Raw genomic sequence first — 17,227 nt, 5'->3', positions numbered from 1 at the left:
GGGAAACTCCGCGACCTGTCCCGCCACGCGCATGTCCCCGCGCAGAAATCGCGGCGATCTAGCGATTGCGCTTCGCGATGTTTGTTCTAGTGCCTGATCTCGAGTTTGGCGGCAATGGTGACAAGGTCGGCAAGCGATCCAGCATTCATCTTTCGCATAACGCGGCCCCGATGCGCCTTAACCGTGATCTCGCTGATACCGAGTTCGAAAGCCACCTGTTTGTTCAAAAGACCCGACACGACAAGAGCCATGACTTCCTGCTCGCGGCGTGACAGCGAGGCGTGCCGGTCCACCAATGAGCGCATTTCTGTTTGCAGTGCGAGCGAAACTCGGCTGCGCTCCAGAGCCTGTTCGATAGCGCTGAACAAAACTTCGTCTGAAAAAGGCTTCGTGAGAAATTCGACGGCGCCAGCCTTCATGGCTCTCACCGTCATCGGCACATCGCCATACCCTGTCAGGAAAATGATGGGCATTTCCGACCGTTCGGTGGACACCATGCTCTGCAGATCGAGACCGTTGAGATCGGGCAGATTGACGTCGAGTATGAGGCAGTTTGGAACAGACGCGCGCGGATGATCCAGGAACTCCTGCGCGGACGCAAAAATTCTCGGTTCCCAACCTGCCGATCGGACTACCAATTCCAGAGATTCACGAACAGAGATGTCGTCGTCGACGACGAACACGATCGGCGTTTCTTGTGCCATCGATGCAGATCTCCCCTCATTTCGCAATGTCTCGGAATACATCGCAACCATCCTCCAATGCTTAGCCGAATCGAGTTCGCATTATCGGAACGCAAGGCTCAAGGCGCTCTTAAGTTCCGTATCGCCGAACGGCTTGAACAGACAGTCGATCGCGCCAAGACCAATCAGGTCCTGGCGCACCGTATCACCTCTCTGCGCTGTAATGAAAATAACAGGAATAGCCCGACCCAGGCCTGCCAATTCCTGGAGCAGCTCGGGTCCTGTCATGCCCGGCATAGCCACGTCAAGGAGCAAACATTCGGCATTGTCCATACCATCCGACGCGAGAAAGCTCTCGGCCGACGAGAAAACTGCCGGTCGATACCCAAGCTCGATGAGCAGGTCAGGTAAGGATTCGCGCACCGACTCGTCGTCGTCGACAACGGCGACAAGCGGACGTGAGGCGCTCATGCGACCTTTACCATCGCTGGGCATAGCCGCCTCCCAGCTCAAGGAAGGCACTCCCCGCGGATAATCGCTCCATTTCCGAGCGACCTCCAAAGGCCAATGCTGGCAAGCACAGTTCGCCCTATGTCCATTACGGATCGGGTATTTCGAGGACCTGGCTGCGAAGCCGGGAGAGCAGAACCATAAAGTTCCCGAATTGGCGAACGAACTCGCGGCTCTTTCACCACCCTACGATCGGACCAGCAGCAGCCAAACTTCATAACCATTGTCGTCCTTTCAGGTACGCATATGCCCCCAACAATGCGCCTTTCCCTCTCCGCGTCTATTGTCCCATAGTGTCGGTTCAGTGGTTTCATGCCTGACCAGGCCGAACCTATACAAAGGCATCGGCGACACCTTTGTGTAATGGCTTTGCCCCCGACTATTTTGTTTATGTCTGACAATCAGCCTAGACGCAAAATCACCGGAGGAAGCCATGCCAAAAAACGATCTTGCGGTAACAATGCCGATATATTCGCGCCCTCCACGGCCCGCAATTTTGGCACGAACTTCTGCGGCGGACGGCGAGGCCATTGAAATGACTGGAACGACCATCGTTCGAGCACCTATCCAGGACATTGATCTTGCCAAATGGTTCCACGGCTCTGTCGAGCATGACAGGCGCGCTGCGGATGATCTGGCGCCCGGTTTCATCAGGGCCCCGGACGGCAAGCTTATGTCGATACAGGTCGAACTGATCGGAGGAAGCTTGATAACGCACTACTATATCGAAACGGACGCCAGCAGAGATAAGCTGGTGCTGGAATCGCGTTCCGACCTCGCCACCGCTCGCGGGCCAGCGTCGGTCTACATCCATTGGGAGGTAAGCGTGACGGCCGTGGACGGCGGAAGGTCCAAGCTCACCAACCGCGTTCGATCGAACGTCTCACAGGCCTTCGTGACGTTCCTCGAAAGGCAGGACATCGAAATCGACGCGTTTCGCTTGCAGCGACTGCCAGCGCCAGGATTGCGAGCGCTGGCAACTAGCATCCGCCAAGCGGCTGTGGGCATCTGAGACGATTTCAGGATTTCCGGCGCGTTTGCCTCTGAGGCTCGTGCGTCCGGTAACCTGTGTGCATGCAGTGAGCCGTCCCAGAGGATTTCCATGAGGCCATGACGGCCCTCTGCCAATCAAAGCTCGGTTGCAACTGGCAACAGCTTTCGAAACATGGAGAATAAGCGCCCTTACCCGCAGCGAGCCGCCTCCGGACAGTTTCCTAGACGAGGATAGGACGACGGAGCATAATGAGCGCCTAATGCGCTGGCGCAGGTCGCACACGCGAGGGGATGACAATGGAAGTGGATCTTGGCAGCGTCTTTGACGCGCTACCGGCCATGATCTGGATCGCTCTTCCCGACGGGTCGCTCGATTTCGTCAATCGACGCTGGTCTGAATACGTTGGCCTTGGATTGAAGGACGTTCGTGGGTCGGAATGGCAGGCTTTCGTCGACCCCGATGACCTTGACCACTTGCTCGATAGATGGCGGACGATCCTGGCATCCGGGGCGACCGGAGAGATGGAGGTGCGTATCAGGCGCTTCGACGAGCAGTTTCGCAGGGTGCTGTTCCAATGCTCTCCAATCCGTGACGCAGCCGGTGGCATCCAGAAATGGTGCGGAACGGCGACGGACGTTGAGGACATTCGACTTGCTGAGGAAAAACTGCGGCGTCGTGAGCTCGATTTTCAGAACATCGTCGACAGCATCCCCATTCCTGTCGCGGTGACTACGCCCTCTGGCGAAGTCGAAGGACTCAATCAGCTCACGCTCGACTATTTCGGCAAATCGTTCGATGAGCTCAAAGGGTGGAGGAGCTCGGACGTAGTGCATCCGGAAGATTTGGAACGAACGGTCACTGCCCAATTGGACGCGCACCACAGAAGTGTTCCCTACAATATCGAGAGCCGGCATCGCCGCGCCGACGGTTTCTACCGCTGGTACAATGTTCTGGGCCTGCCTCTTCGAGATGCGGCAGGCAGTATCGTCCGCTGGCTGCACCTGCTGATCGACATCGAGGACCGAAAGGTGGCCGAGCGAAATTCGAGGCTGATCTTCGATACGATTCCGGCAGGGCTTACCGTCCTATCGCCGAGGGGCGAAGTTTTGGCGATGAACCCTCGGCAGCTCGAATATTTCGGTAAATCGCAAGAGGAAATGAGACATTGGGAAACCGCGAACGTCGTTCACCCAAACGACCTCCAGCGCGTAATTCAAAATCGACAGCGCTTCATCGCCGCCGGGGCTTCCTACGAGACGGAGCAAAGGCTTCTCGGCAAGGACGGAATCTATCGGTGGTTTCGAGTTAGCGGATGGCCTGTCCGAGACGCGGATAACCGGATCATCGGGCGGTACGCCCTCCATATCGATATCGATGAGAAGAAGCGCGCAGAAGAGGCGCTTGCTGCCAGCGAACGCAGTTTGAAGACAACCATCGACACTATTCCCGCATTGGCATGGTCCGCCCGACCTGACGGAAGTGCTGAGTTTTTCAACCAGCACTATCTCGACTATATCGGGATGTCCGCTGATCAGGCTCAGGGCTGGGGCTGGACAGCTGCGGTTCACCCCGATGACATGTTGGGGCTCGCTGGCGCTTGGCAGACAATTTTGGCATCGAGCGCCCCTGGGGAGGCAGAGGCTCGCCTTCGTCGCCATGATGGCAGTTATCGATTGTTCCTCTTCCGCGCCAATCCGCTCCGCGACGACAAGGGTAGCGTCGTCAAATGGTATGGCGTGAACACCGACATCGAAGATCGCAAGCGCAGCGAAGAAGGTTTCCGCACCATCGTTGAGACCACGCCCGAATGCGTCAAGGTGCTTGCCCGTGACGGGACGGTGCTTAGGACAAACCAGGCTGGCGCAACGATGGCTGGAGTGCCCACCCCGGACGATGTGGCGGGGCACAACTTCTTTGATTTTGTCGTGCCGGAGCATCGGCAGCAGTACCGCGAATTTCACGAGCGCGTCTGTGCCGGAGAGAAGGGCTTCCTGGAATTTGATCTCGTAAGCATAAATGGGGTTCGCCGGCATATGGAAACCCATGGCGCTCCCATGTTTGACCGCGACGGATCGATCGTGCAGCTCGGAGTTACCCGCGACATTACGGAGCGGAAGAAGGCTGAGGAGAAATTGCGACGCAGCGAAGCCTTCCTCGCCGAAGGACAGCAATTGGCTCGAATGGGAAATTTTTCGTGGCTGGTAGCCACGGGCGAGATCGTTTGGTCAGACCAACTTCGCCGCATCTTCGCATTCGACACGAATGAATTGGTTACGATAGATCTGATCGCGTCCCGGATACATCCGGACGACTTGCCCCTTATGTCCGATTTTTTGCAACGGGCGCAGCGCGGCGATCGAGACCTGGACTATCAGCATCGGATCCGTATGTCCGACGGGACGGTCAAATACCTGCATTTGATCGCCCATCTGGCAGGAGATTCTCCCGAGCGGCTCGAATACATCGGAGCTGTTTTGGATATTACCCAGCGCAGGTTGGCAGAAGAGGCGCTCAGCAAAGCCCAATCGGAACTCGCTCGTGTCACGAGGGTTACAAGTCTGGGAGTGTTGACCGCCTCTATCGCACATGAAGTCAATCAGCCGCTTTCGGGCATTGTCACAAATGCCAGCACCTGCCTTAGAATGTTGTCTGCTCACCCGCCAAATATAGAAATGGCGCAGGAGACCGCACGTCGCACCATCCGCGACGGCAACCGCGCCGCCGAGATGATCGCACGATTGCGCACGCTGTTCAGCAAGAAGACCATCCAGATCGAACCTGTCGACCTAAACGAGGTGGTGCGCGAGGTTATCGCCCTGGCGCGCAACGACCTGCAGCGGGACCAGGTCGTTTTGCGTACCGAACTCGCGAACGGCATCAGACCCGTTGGCGGCGACCGTGTCCAGCTCCAGCAGGTGATCATGAACTTGCTGCGCAACGCCTCCGATGCAATGATAGGCGTCGACGACCGTCCGAGACGTTTGCTCGTTCAAACGGAGCCCGCCGCAAACGATCAGGTCAAGTTAACAGTTCAGGACGCCGGCGTCGGCTTCGGGCCGGAGGGAACGGCACGTCTCTTCGAAACGTTTTATACCACGAAGAGCGACGGCATGGGGATCGGGCTATCCATCAGTCGATCGATCGTCGAGAGTCTCGGCGGGCGTCTATGGGCTGAACAGAATGTTGGACCCGGAGCCACGTTCTCGTTCTCCATCCCCGAATATTCCGGAGATGGACTTCTGGAAAATCTCACACTGCACCCATCTGTCAAAAAGGCGAGCGGGGCCATGGAATTTCGTGGCAGGCCCCACTGAAACGGGCAGGCACGACCGAGCTGAATAGAGGCTCGATTGTCATGCTGATCGGCGTTGTCGGCAGCGTAGCCTGACTCCCACCAGCCTGTGACACAGGCTGCGTAATCGTCGGCAGCGTCTTCCCATATGAAGTGTCCTGCCTCGACGATGGCGAGAGCACAGTTGGGTAGGCGATCGACAAGGAATTCCTCATTGGCCAGGGGAACAACCTGATCGTATCGCCCAACGATCACACGCACCGGAGTCTGGATCTGTGGGAGCAGGTCTCGAAGGATTGGGAGTTCGCTTGGTACGCCCTGACGAATCCATCGATTGAACAAAGCGAGTGCCTGCGTAGGAAGCCAGGTAGTCCTCGAACGCGGCCTCTGTGAGCGTGTATCGTTCGAGCTTGCTCGTAGCGGCGCGGACAATTTCGCGCTTGGTCCACACAGCCGTGAAGCTTCCAGCCGAGCCACACGCCCCGTCAGATCCGGCTTCGACCATGTCGAGGGTTTCCAATAGCGCAATGCAGTGAGATCCATCGCGACGAACAATGGCGCCAGCAGGCCTCCCGCTGTCACCGGATCCATCACGAGCGACCGGACCGGGATGCCGATAAAAGCAAACCCGCCCCGAAAGCGCCCCTCATGAAGCTGATCAGGAACACCGCGGCAAAGCGACAACGATTGTGTCGGCTGCCAACGCCAAGTGACCCTCCTTCGAAGACCGCCAGGGGTTTCATGCATCGTTACCCCGCACACGACCCCGCCGCAGGAAGACAGAGCACGATATTTGTTCAAGCTCTTGCTGACGTCTGGGTCCGCGAAGGAGACCGAGCACAGGTGGTCCATTTCGGCATGAACCGTTATCAGACCAGCGATTGGGGGAGGGAATGATCTCCATCCGCCGCGCGGATCTGGATGCCCCCTTCGACCTCCTGAGCTTTGTAGACGTTTAGTGGCCTGGTCGCCGGGCCATCGATCACGGCTCCGGTCGTGATATCGAAGCGGGAGCCATGGCATTGGCACATGATCACCTTCCCGGTGATCTGGCCACCCGAGAGGGGACATGCCTGATGGGCGCATGTGCAAAGGTCGTCGAACGCGTAAAGGCGGGCGTCGACACGTGCAATTGCGATTCGTCGCTTGCTGTCTTCCAAGTAGAAGGGAACAACGAAAGCGTTAGGAATCGCGACCTCCGGTCCGACCTGGAGCAAGATATCAGTAGCGGGCGCAGCCATCGCGTTTTCCTTCAGTATGGGTATTCGGGGATGATGTCGGACTTCTTCGCGTCGAGCCTCAACGCGCCGGGGGCGCTCGCTGGGACGCATGGTCGACGCGGCATGACCGGGTCTATGCGCTCGTAGCCGGAACCCAAAGGTGGCCTCCGGTCCACCTCCCCTTTGTTCGGCCAAAGCGACATTGCGCGCTCCGCAAGGGCCGTGATCGTCAGCGATGGGTTCACCCCAGGATTGGCCGGCATCACGCTCCCGTCCATGACATGCAGGCCGGGCTGTCCAAAGACGCGTTGATAGGGATCAACGGCGCCGCTGGTGCCGCTCTCACCAATCGGAATCCCGCCTGTAAAATGGGCAGTGGCAGTGCGGTTTATGACCTCCGTTGCCAACCCACCTTGACCGCTGTCCATTTTCTTCGCCAATCGGTCGGCGAACTCCTCGACCACCGGGATGTGCACCGAGGGAGGACTGCCGGAGCCGCGTCTGCTGCGCAGCAAGCCGTCGTGCCAGAACAGATCGATCGAGGTGTCCGTTGTCTGCATGCATAGCATAATGGCCGCCCGCTCAGCCCATCGGCGTGGATCCGCGACCCCAAGCACTTGGCCCGGGTTTTCGACCAGTTCCTTGACCCAGGACAGCGTCGGATGTTTCTGTTCGCCATGCTGATGGTAGGTGAACATCAAAGCCAGGAGAGTGCTTCCGATCCCATAGTAGACAGGCTCGATGCTCGTCACCGGGTCCGGCCAGACGCCTGAAGTGATTGCCACTGATCCCGGGGTGATGTGGATCTTTTCCGGATTGCGCTTCCACTCTGCATGGGGACGGGTGATCACCAAAAGCTGCTCGGAGTTCGTGCGCGCCCGCTGCCCGAGTTGGTCCGACAAGCCCGTCAGTCGGCGTTTGTGCTGCATGTGCTGAAGGAGTTTGGACGAACCATAGGCATGCGCAGCGACGATCACCTGCTCGGCGGTATATGTGTGACGGTAGAGGTGCGCGGCGCGCTGCGCCCAGCCGGGATGACGCGCATGCACCTCGAATCCCCCTCCATCGAGGGGGGCGAGATTGTACACCTCATGCAATTCATGGATCTCGACGCCGAGCTTTTCCGCCAAGTAGAGATAGTTGGTCGTCACCTTGTTCTTGGCATTGTGGCCGCAGCCTACTTGGCAATTGCCGCATGAAATGCATCCGGTGCGGCGGGGTCCTACCCCGCCGAAATATGGATCATCGGCCTCGACGCCCGGACGGCCGAAGTAGACACCCACGGGGGTCTTGTTGAACGTTTCTCCTCTCCCCATCTCGGTGGCGACCTGCTGCATGTACCGGTCAACATCGGTAGGCATGTATGGATAGCGAACGACACCGAGCATGCGTCTCGCCTGATCGTAACACGGCGCTAGTTCGTCGGCCCAGTCTGTGATGCCCGCCCATCCCGGCGAGTCGAAGAACTGCTTCGGAGGAACGTAGAGCGTGTTGCCATAGACATGCGAGCCGCCGCCAACGCCCGCGCCACAGAGGACGAGCACGTCGTCGAGATACTCGATCCTCTGGATCCCATACATTTCTGCCGCAGGGAACCACAGATAGTGGGGAAGATTCCAATTGGTCTTTGGAATGTCCTCGTCTTTCCAGCGCCGCCCGGCCTCCAAGACGCCCACCCGGTACCCCTTCTCGGCGGCACGAAGCGCGGCGACACTTCCACCGAACCCGGAGCCGATGATCACGACGTCGTAGTCGAAAACCGCCATAACCTTTTTCCTTCCCGGCTGTTGTCAGGCCCACAATCGGCACTGGACCCCGCTCGATATCCGAGCAGATCGAGGACCGCGGCTGGATCTTTTTTCACCATCCGGAGCGCGTTGCGGGTGCTCGGCTCAGAAGAACGCGGCTCACGACCAGAACCCAAAGGAAGAGGAGAATGGGAGAAACGAACCGCGAATATGCACCGTCGGGCGCCCAGATTCCGTCGCTGAGCCAGGTCGTGCCGCCAAGCACTCCGAGCACGACAGTTGCTACGCCCGCTGCGAAGAGTGCATTGGAAATCAGCCTAGCTCGCCAAAGCCCGAAGGCTCCCGACATGATAAGCATCGCGCGCGGGAACGAAGTGAGCACCCCGAGAGTCCACGCAAAGGCGTTCAGCCCTGATATGAGTGTGCGATCCTGTGATCCGGCGACCAAGTACGCAAGTGTAGCACCTACCGATATCTGCAGGAGCAATAGTGCTCCAAGCATTGCACTGGCGGCGGTCGCGGCCGCTCCCCAACCGTCCTGGCCGGCATCAGCCAATGTGGTCCGCAGCGCCGCCACGAACCACAGAAGATTGAGTATTGCCAAGCCGGAGAAAATAGCCGCGATCAGGATACGGGGGCGTTCTCCATCGTAGAACGCGACCACGGTATCGGCCGGGGCAGAGATCTGCGGCTGAAATCCACAAACGACAGAAGCGATGATGAAGAGGCCGATAGACTGAATGCCGCTCGATCGCCACAGACGCTCCCAGAACGCCGGGGTGACATATACGCTTGTCGACGGGGTTATTGGTGCTGTGGCCGTGCTCATGAGTATCTCCGAATGTTTGGGCTGACTGTATTGATGGTAGTGCCGCAGGCGCCCGGGCGGCCTGCAGCACGGGTGCCGAGCCGACTGAATACGGCGGCCTTACCGAGGGTTTGATCGAAGCTCATCGCTAGGTCCCCTGGACTAATCGCGCTGTATGCCCGCCGGAGACTGTGGCGATAGACGATGCTTGCCATTGGATAGCTCATCGGCGTGGCGGCAGCTCGGCCGTGCGCGCCCAGCGCCATGTGTCGGACAAAGAAGCAGGATGATTAATACCTGCATTTCACCGCCATTTTAAGTTTTGTTCCAAGATGTAATCTAGTTATCTAGCAAAGAATTGACAATTATACCTAGGTATCGGCCTAACTCGTAAGAAAATCAACTATGGATATTGCGTCAGATCGGAAGCGTCCCACAGCGAGCTGGCGGGGATCAGCATCCACTATTTCATCGGTCGGCGAAGGACGACAAGCTTGGCTTTGAGCGTCTGCACAACATCGGCACGCTGGTTCAGTGTACGGCTTACGACTGTAACGATGCCGCGATCAGGCCTGGAACGGGATGGTGTGATCTCGACCACTTCGTTTTCCACATGAAGGATGTCGCCGACACGTGTTGGATACGGCCAGTTGATCTCTCCCCCTGCTCCGATAATACCGCCGGCAAACGGCAGGCCGCCCTCCACGTTCAGACGCATCGTAATGGCGGCAGTGTGCCATCCGCTTGCTGCCAGGCCTCTGAAGAAAGTTTCGGCAGCGGCTTCTGTGTCTGTATGAAAAGGTTGCGGATCGAATTGAACCGCGAAGGTCTTGATCTGAGCTTCGTCAATGGCGTGGGTTCCGCTTATGAACGTTTGACCGATATGGAGGTCGTCTAGGAACAAGCGGGCAGGTGCAGGCATTTCACTCACGGCTTCCTCCGAGCTGCTTGCTGACAGGGGTCCCAGTCCACCCTTCCAAACGTCATGCCGACAACCTCGATGCCTCCGCTGCCCTGGATTGTTGCGATTCCCTGATGACGCATCCATCGGCTCGACAGTCAGGAGAGACGGACCGGGTCCGATTGACCCGGTCCGCATCCCTGGGAGGAGAACGGGTGGATGCCCGTTCGCTGCGATTGTCTGCCCTCGCTTAGCATGCATCCAATAGCGGCCGGCCAGCGGAGAAGTGCGACAGAGTTAGCGATTGCTCAAGTCGGGAGCGGCTTGCCGGCGTGCTCGTTGACCATGTATTCGGCGTACCAGTCGGGCCAATTCTGATCATATTGGCCCCCGGTCCGCTTTTCATGGTCGCCATGGGCAACCGATGCTCGTCTCAGCGCGCCGGCGAGATCACCGACGGAAGCGAAGCTGGTAGCGTCAGTATTGATCCTGCCAGGAAGCCGCGCTGTAATCTCCTGCAGAATCCATTCGTTTCCGTCGGGGTCGCTGAACTTTGCAAATGACGAATAACTGTGATGCTCGGGGTCCGGACCGTCGACACGTGGCGTCCCCGGACCGGCGGTGTGAAAGATATCGCTTACTTCTGCGCCACGGCTGATGAGCTCAGTGCGCGCAGCCTCGATATCGGCTACGACGAGATAAATTCCCTTGGCGGAGCCGGGCGTGGCGCTGGTAATCCCAATGCCGAAATGGATCGAGGCGGGCGAGCCAGGTGGCGTGAATTGCACGACGCGGAAGTTGTCACCGACCGGGAAATCCGCATCAAGCCTCCAACCCAGGCCGCCATAGAACCCCTTCGCACGCTCCACGTCCTTTACTGGGATAACGACGACTTCGAGCTTCATGTCGACTGCACGTTCTCGGGCTCCGGTTTCTCTGCTGGTCTGAATAACGTTCATGTCAATCTCCAATTGTGCTGCTCCGGCGACGTTGGTGGGATGATCTGCGGCGCTCAGGATTGAGCTAGCCGCGCTGGCCATTTCACCAATCTGCTCGGACATGGGGGCAAATATCAGGGGTGCGCCGGATCGAATCCATTGCACGATGGTGTCGGCGATACCTTGGTATAGGCAGCCGATCACGGCCTTAATTTCGCGATAGCAAACCTTTCAGCTTCCCAAGATCCGCTACGGAGCCGCGTAGCGTCTCTCCTGGCAGCGCGCCAAACAGGCGAGCGTACTCGCGGCTGAACTGGCTAGGCTTCGTAACTGATGCTGAAGCCGACGCCGGCTCATCGTCAGGCCGCGCAAGCAGGCGTGCGCGCACTTGGCAACTGCTCACTCGCGAAGGAGAGTTGCTGCGGAACGGTAGCGTCGAGTTCTAGCCCGGTCGCTAGGATGCCCCGCCAAAACCATGCCCCGGGCGCTCTTCCGAACGCTCGATGCGCACCAAAAAAGGCCTCATTTCCGCTAGGACTTGGCGGCGTTTCGTCAGCATCGGATCAGGAGACGGGCCGGAGATTCCCGAGAACAGTCGGTATCAGCTCCGAGACTGTCGGATGGATTGGGACAGCCCATTGCAGCTCGGGATAGGAGGAGCCAGTGTTCATGGTGTCGAGGATCCCGTGTATTGCCTCATCGCCATTGACGCCCAGGATTGCAGCTCCCAGGATCTTCTGCGTCTCGGCGTCGGCTACGACCTTCATGAACCCCTTCATTTCACCGCGTTCTACCGCGCGGCCGACACGAGTCATGGGACGGGTGGACACGAGCAACGGCCTCCCGGTTTTGCGAGCCTCGGCTTCTGTCAGCCCGACACGGCCGAGAGGAGGGTCGATATAAAGCGCATAGCCAGGGATGCGATCACTGACGCGACGGTTGGCGCCTTCGAGCAGATTGGCAGCGACAATCTCGAAGTCGTTATAGGCAGTGTGCGTGAAGGCGCCGCGGCCATTGCACTCCCCGAGCGCCCAAATTCCGGGGACGGAGGTCACCAAGCCATCGTCAACGATGATGTACCCACGGGCGTCGGTGGCGACACCGGCCTTTTTGAGACCAAGATCATCCGTATTCGGCCGGCGGCCCACCGCCAGCAGGACGTGGGAACCTACCGCCTGGGGCTGTCCAGAAGTGCAATCGATACGCACCTCGATCCCGTCCGGGCGAGGGCTGAACGCGATGCAGGTGGCGTTTGTCCGCACCGCTATTCCTTCGTCTGTTAGGATCTGCTGTATAGCCTCGGAGATGTCCTCGTCCTCGCGTGCAATCAGCCGCGGTCCCTTTTCGATCACGGTGACCTGGGCACCAAAACGCCGGTACATCTGGGCGAATTCCAACCCGATATAACTTCCACCTACAACGACCAAATGTTCCGGAACGGCGTCGAGTTGGAGGATCGAGGTGTTGGTAAGATAATTGACGGCGTTGATGCCGGGCATGTCGGGTACACTGGCGCGCCCGCCGACATTGATGAAAATGCGAGGCGCTTGCAGCACGCTCTCGCCGACCCGAACGCGATCGGGACCTTCGAAATGCGCATGTCCCTGGAATACGGTCAGGCCGCTCATGCCGCGCAGCCACGTCTCTACGCCCGTGCGCGCATTTGTTGAGACCATATCCGCGCGCGCCCTCGCCCGCTTCATATCGATCTGGATCGGTGGTTCGATCGCGACGCCATATTCGCTCCCCCGCCGCGCCAGATGCGCCGCATAGGCGCTGGCGACGAGCGTCTTCGTCGGCATGCAACCCGTGTTGACGCAAGTTCCTCCAAACAGCTTGCGCTCAACGAGCGCGGCCCTCATCCCGGAAGCTGTCAGCCGCCCAGCCAGCGAAGGGCAGCCTGGCCAGCCCCGATAACTATTGCGTCAAAGCTGTGGTCCATGGGTTCTGGCCGCGTTCAAAGTCGATCGACGTCGAAAACAGCTTTGGCGAATTCCTGCGGCGCCTCCTGCGGTGCATTGTGGCCGATGCCGCCCTTAAACAGCCGATGCTCATACTTGCCGGTGAAGCGCTTGGCATAGGCTGCTGGATCCGGATGCGGCGCGCCGTTGGCATCACCCTCGATGGTGATGGTTGGCACGCCGATGCTGGGGAAGGTCGCGAGCTTCTCCTCGAGCGCATCGAACTGTGGTTCGCCCTGTGCCAGGCCGAGCCGCCAGCGGTAGTTATGGATCGTGATCGCCGCATGATCAGGACTGTCGAAGGCGGTTGCGGAGCGCGCGAAAGTGGCGTCGTCGAACTTCCACTGTGGCGAGGCCAGTTCCCAGATCAGACGCGCGAACTCACGCGTGTATTTGGCGTAGCCGGCCGCGCCTCGTTCCGTGGCGAAGTAGAATTGATACCACCACTGGAGTTCGGCCTTGGGTGGCAGCGGGATCTTGTTGAGCTCCTGATTCCCGATGAGATAACCGCTGACCGAGACCAGCGCTTTGCAGCGCTCGGGCCAGATGGCGGCAATGATGTCGGCGGTCCGCGCTCCCCAATCATAGGCGCCAAGGACCGCCTTATCGATCTTGAGCGCATCCATTAAGTCGACGATGTCGGACGCTAGCGCCGCCTGCTGGCCGTTTCGCGGCGTTTCTGCGGACAAGAATCGGGTGGTGCCGTAGCCGCGCAGATAGGGCACGATCACACGATAGCCGGCCTTGGCCAGGACCGGAGCGACGTCGACATAGCTGTAGATGTCGTAGGGCCAGCCATGCAGCAGGATGACCGCAGGCCCATTTTCAGGGCCGTCCTCAGCATAGCTGATATTCAGCGCGCCGGCGTCGATCTGTTTGAGCGCTGCGAACGAAGTATGCGATCCCGCTTTGGATGTGGCACTCGCCTCTGTTTGTTGTGCTGCTGCCGATGATCTAATCATGCCGAGTTGGGCTGCAGCCAGGCCCGCTGTGGCAGCCGCGAAGAAGCCGCGCCGGCTTTGGCTGATCTGGTCCAGGTTATTGAAGCTGCTCATCGGTTGGTCGTCCCATGTGTTTGATGGTTCCAAATCAGGCTGCGCCTGCCACGGCCCCCGACATTCTACGCCTACTGTCCTTTGGCTGCGTCCTCGATAACCTTCGCGACCGCCGGCGCGTGCGAGATCATCACCACGTGCGATGCGCCTTTGACCACAACCGTCTCGCGCGCGTGGGCTCTCTCGGCCATGAAGGCCAACGCCTTCGGTGGAATTGCGGTGTCGTGGTCACCATAGACGAACCATGACGGAATGGTCTTCCAGGCCGGCTCGCTCGCCGCTTCGCCAAATGCGATGTCAGTGATCGGTCTTTGGGTGGCCGCCGCAAGCTTGGCAGCGGCTTCGGGTAAGTCCGGCGCGAAGGCGTCGCGGAACTTGTCCTGTTGGACATAGAGGTCATGGCCTCCTCCGGACAACGGCACTGGCATCAATGCCGGACCGAGCAAACTGCCCGGGAACTTGCCGTCGAGCGCGCCGGCATTCTCACCGGACTCCGGCGCGAAAGCGGCCACATAGACCAGCGCCTTCACATTTGCCTGGTTGTGCGCGGCGTCGCTGATCACCATGCCGCCATAGGAGTGCCCGACCAGAACGACAGGCGTTGTGATGGTCTTGAGAAGACTGCGCACGCTGTCGGCGTCGCTCTTCACGCTTCGCAACGGGTTGGCGGCCGCAACGACCGTGTAGCCGTCCTTCTCCAGAATGGCTACAACCCGATTCCAACTCGAGGAGTCGGCGAAGGCGCCGTGCACGAGCACCACGGTCGGTTTGGCCGGCTCCGCAGTTGCCGCGAAAGCGGATGTCGCCAAGAAGGTGACGAACATCAAAACAGCTGAGCAGATTTTCATCGGTAGAACTCCTTTCAAGCTCTGTCGTGAAGTTTGTTCGCGCGGCTCTAGGCCGGCTTGCGCAAAGACCGGAATGACGAACGCATTTCCTGGCAAAACAAGTCCGTCTGTTCCCACGCCGCGAAGTGGCCGCCCTTCGGGGCCTTGTTGAAGTGGATCAGCTTGGGGTAGGCCTTTTCGGCCCAGCTCTTCGGCGCCGTGTAGATTTCATCGGGATAGGCTGTCACTGCGACCGGGACCTGGATTCCGCGCACGTCGAAGAACCCACCGGTTGGATGATGCGCATTGTCCCAGTAAAGCCGAGCCGAAGAGATCGCCGTGTTAGTCAGCCAGTAGAGGGTGACGTTGTCCAGCACATCGTCCTTCGATAGGCCTTCCTTCTGGCCGGCAAAAGCCCGGGCGATCATCTTCTGGCTGCTGTCGTCATGGTCGATCATCCACGCCGCAAGGCCGATCGGCGAGTCCGCGATGGCGTATAGCGTCTGCGGGCGGTTGTTCATCTCGATGGCATAGCCCAGGCCATTCTTGTTGAAGGAGTCGAGCTGGTTCCATGCTCTCAACTCGTCGGCGGTAAGATTGGCGGGTGGCGTTCCTTCGCCCAGCGACTTGTTGATTTCGGCCGGCACCGCCGCAGGCATGTTTGTGTGGATGCCCAGCAACCCCGGCGGCCGTTGCAAGGCCATGTGCTCAGTGACGGCATTCCCCCAGTCGCCGCCCTGGGCCACATACTCCTTGTAACCGAGCCTCTGCATCAGAACGGCCCAGGCCCTGGCAATTCGAGGGGGATTCCAGCCGACTCCTGTTGGCTTGCCCGAAAAGCCGTAACCTGGCAGTGATGGGATGACGAGATGGAAGGCGTCTGCGCCTGTCGCGCCGTGAGCGGTAGGATCGGTCAGCGGGCCAATGATCTTGAGTTGCTCGATGATCGAGCCAGGCCAGCCATGTGTCACGATCATCGGGAGCGCGTTCGCGTGCTTCGACCGGACGTGGATGAAGTGAATATCGAGCCCGTCGATCTCCGTGACGAAATTCGGCACCTCGTTCAGCCGGGCTTCGATCTTGCGCCAGTCATGGTGGGTCGCCCAGTGCTGGGCCAACTGCCGCATCGTTTTGAGCTGCACACCTTGCGTGGTGTCCGACACCTGCTCCTTGTCCGGCCACTTCGTCGCGAGGACGCGCCGGCGCAGGTCGGCCAGATCGGATTCCGGGAAACTGATCTTGAGGGGTCTGATGGTGTCATCGGTGGCCGCGCGCAGCGCCCCGGGCAGCAGACTTACGACACTGCCTGCGGCCGCAGCAGCAAGAAGTTGACGACGAGTGGGTGACAGTTTCGACATGATAACCTCCGATGTCGATCCGGCGAAAAGTTCGAAGCGAAGATCGGTGGGAGCCGCGAGAAAATCTATTACACCAAGGTGTCGCCAATACTTTAGGATTGGTGCGAGCGGGAGCTTCCATCAACTCGGCACGGCAGATCGAGCTCGATGCAACGGTGCGACTCTCACTTAGCGAAGAGCTTGGTCGGAGATCAAATGGCCCATAAACGATGAACGGCGGGCCATGCCCGCCGTTCATCTGTCTGAGTCCGGGGCAGATCGTCAATTGCCCCAGGGCCCCTTGTTGAAATCAGGCCACGAATGATGGCTTTGATCACCGCTTGCCTTGGGGACAACTTTGTTTTTGCTGGAGTTATGTCCGCTGATCGACCCGGTGAGCGTCGAGTCGGTAAGGTTCGAACCGTTATCACCGACCGTGCCATAATGGTCACTGCCTGCGAACGCCATGCCCGTCGAAGCGAGGATGACCAAGGTTAACAGCGCTACCTTGGTCATTAATGCCCCCAGATCCCCTGGCCGGGCTCAGGGTCGAAGGGCGAACCGAGGCTGACATGCCGCTTGTGGTGGTCGATCGAAGCCGTGAAGTTGTGGTCGATGTTGGTGCTTACAGGCGCGGTCGGCCTGTAGACATTGTCAGAACCATAGTGATCGCTACCGGCAAACGCGGCGCTTCCGCTGACGAGAAGCGCAGCAGTGGCGAGGGATGCTCTGGTCATTTCAACGTACTCCTTTTCCATCTGTTTCTGTTCATCACGGTGGCGCGCCTTGGGAGGGTACGCTTGCCGGATGATCTCCAGATGGATGGGAGCATCTTAAATTCCAATTATACCAAGGTGTCTTGTGTTGTTATTTTAATAAGAAAATATCGGAATACTTTCTTACATACTTCCTTCTATACTTTCGGTGTACGTCATCAAGATGCAGGCCACGCC

General features: G+C 59.0%; 14 protein-coding genes and 2 pseudogenes. 2 read left to right on the top strand and 14 right to left on the bottom strand.

What is annotated here, in order from left to right:
• Window positions 1–86 precede the first annotated feature (86 nt).
• Entirely contained in the window at window positions 87–704 is a 618-nt protein-coding gene (locus tag CK224_RS21205; RefSeq protein WP_095783089.1) for a response regulator, read from the bottom strand.
• Between the two features lie 81 nt (window positions 705–785).
• Window positions 786–1,178 carry a response regulator gene (locus CK224_RS21200; RefSeq protein WP_245426069.1) on the bottom strand — a complete coding sequence of 131 codons (393 nt, stop codon included), beginning with the start codon at window positions 1,176–1,178 and terminating at the stop codon, window positions 786–788.
• Window positions 1,179–1,626: 448 nt separating this feature from the next.
• Between CK224_RS21200 and CK224_RS21195 the strand changes: the two genes are divergently transcribed.
• On the top strand, window positions 1,627–2,205 hold the full coding sequence (locus tag CK224_RS21195; RefSeq protein WP_095783088.1) for a hypothetical protein: 579 nt from the start codon (window positions 1,627–1,629) through the stop codon (window positions 2,203–2,205).
• A 278-nt stretch (window positions 2,206–2,483) separates the two neighbouring features.
• Window positions 2,484–5,501, top strand: a complete 3,018-nt coding sequence (locus tag CK224_RS21190; protein WP_176477976.1) for a PAS domain S-box protein — start codon at window positions 2,484–2,486, stop codon at window positions 5,499–5,501.
• 464 nt (window positions 5,502–5,965) lie between these two features.
• Here CK224_RS21190 and CK224_RS31990 read toward each other — a convergent pair.
• The 12 genes and pseudogenes from CK224_RS31990 to CK224_RS21130 all read right to left on the bottom strand — a co-directional run.
• Window positions 5,966–6,188, bottom strand: a pseudogene (locus tag CK224_RS31990) (sulfite exporter TauE/SafE family protein); the annotation flags it as partial.
• Between the two features lie 160 nt (window positions 6,189–6,348).
• Window positions 6,349–6,720 carry a Rieske (2Fe-2S) protein gene (locus tag CK224_RS21180; protein WP_210199667.1) on the bottom strand — a complete coding sequence of 124 codons (372 nt, stop codon included), beginning with the start codon at window positions 6,718–6,720 and terminating at the stop codon, window positions 6,349–6,351.
• Between the two features lie 11 nt (window positions 6,721–6,731).
• A complete protein-coding gene (locus CK224_RS21175) occupies window positions 6,732–8,465 on the bottom strand; it encodes a GMC family oxidoreductase (RefSeq protein WP_095783085.1) in 1,734 nt (577 codons plus the stop codon).
• Between the two features lie 94 nt (window positions 8,466–8,559).
• Window positions 8,560–9,276: a hypothetical protein gene (locus CK224_RS21170; protein WP_095783084.1), complete on the bottom strand. Its 717-nt coding sequence runs from the start codon at window positions 9,274–9,276 to the stop codon at window positions 8,560–8,562.
• A 442-nt stretch (window positions 9,277–9,718) separates the two neighbouring features.
• Entirely contained in the window at window positions 9,719–10,177 is a 459-nt protein-coding gene (locus tag CK224_RS21165; protein ID WP_095783083.1) for a MaoC family dehydratase, read from the bottom strand.
• A gap of 287 nt (window positions 10,178–10,464) precedes the next feature.
• The gene (locus CK224_RS21160) at window positions 10,465–11,115 is read right to left on the bottom strand and encodes a VOC family protein (RefSeq protein ID WP_095783140.1); all 651 of its coding nucleotides are present in this window, start codon (window positions 11,113–11,115) and stop codon (window positions 10,465–10,467) included.
• Window positions 11,116–11,657: 542 nt separating this feature from the next.
• A pseudogene (locus tag CK224_RS21155) lies at window positions 11,658–13,036 on the bottom strand (FAD-containing oxidoreductase).
• A 15-nt stretch (window positions 13,037–13,051) separates the two neighbouring features.
• Window positions 13,052–14,110, bottom strand: a complete 1,059-nt coding sequence (locus CK224_RS21150; RefSeq protein WP_095783082.1) for an alpha/beta hydrolase — start codon at window positions 14,108–14,110, stop codon at window positions 13,052–13,054.
• A 71-nt stretch (window positions 14,111–14,181) separates the two neighbouring features.
• A complete protein-coding gene (locus tag CK224_RS21145; protein ID WP_210199669.1) occupies window positions 14,182–14,934 on the bottom strand; it encodes an alpha/beta hydrolase in 753 nt (250 codons plus the stop codon).
• A 71-nt stretch (window positions 14,935–15,005) separates the two neighbouring features.
• Entirely contained in the window at window positions 15,006–16,295 is a 1,290-nt protein-coding gene (locus CK224_RS21140; RefSeq protein ID WP_095783080.1) for an epoxide hydrolase family protein, read from the bottom strand.
• Between the two features lie 261 nt (window positions 16,296–16,556).
• Window positions 16,557–16,790, bottom strand: a complete 234-nt coding sequence (locus tag CK224_RS21135) for a DUF680 domain-containing protein (protein ID WP_095783079.1) — start codon at window positions 16,788–16,790, stop codon at window positions 16,557–16,559.
• Complete coding sequence (locus CK224_RS21130) at window positions 16,790–17,011, bottom strand: DUF680 domain-containing protein (protein ID WP_095783139.1); 222 nt, start codon at window positions 17,009–17,011, stop codon at window positions 16,790–16,792. The genes CK224_RS21135 and CK224_RS21130 overlap by 1 nt, the downstream gene beginning before the upstream one ends.
• Window positions 17,012–17,227 lie beyond the last annotated feature (216 nt).

The organism is Mesorhizobium sp. WSM3862 (genome assembly GCF_002294985.1).
Taxonomy (GTDB): domain Bacteria; phylum Pseudomonadota; class Alphaproteobacteria; order Rhizobiales; family Rhizobiaceae; genus Mesorhizobium.
This window is presented reverse-complemented; position numbering and strand designations above follow the sequence as displayed.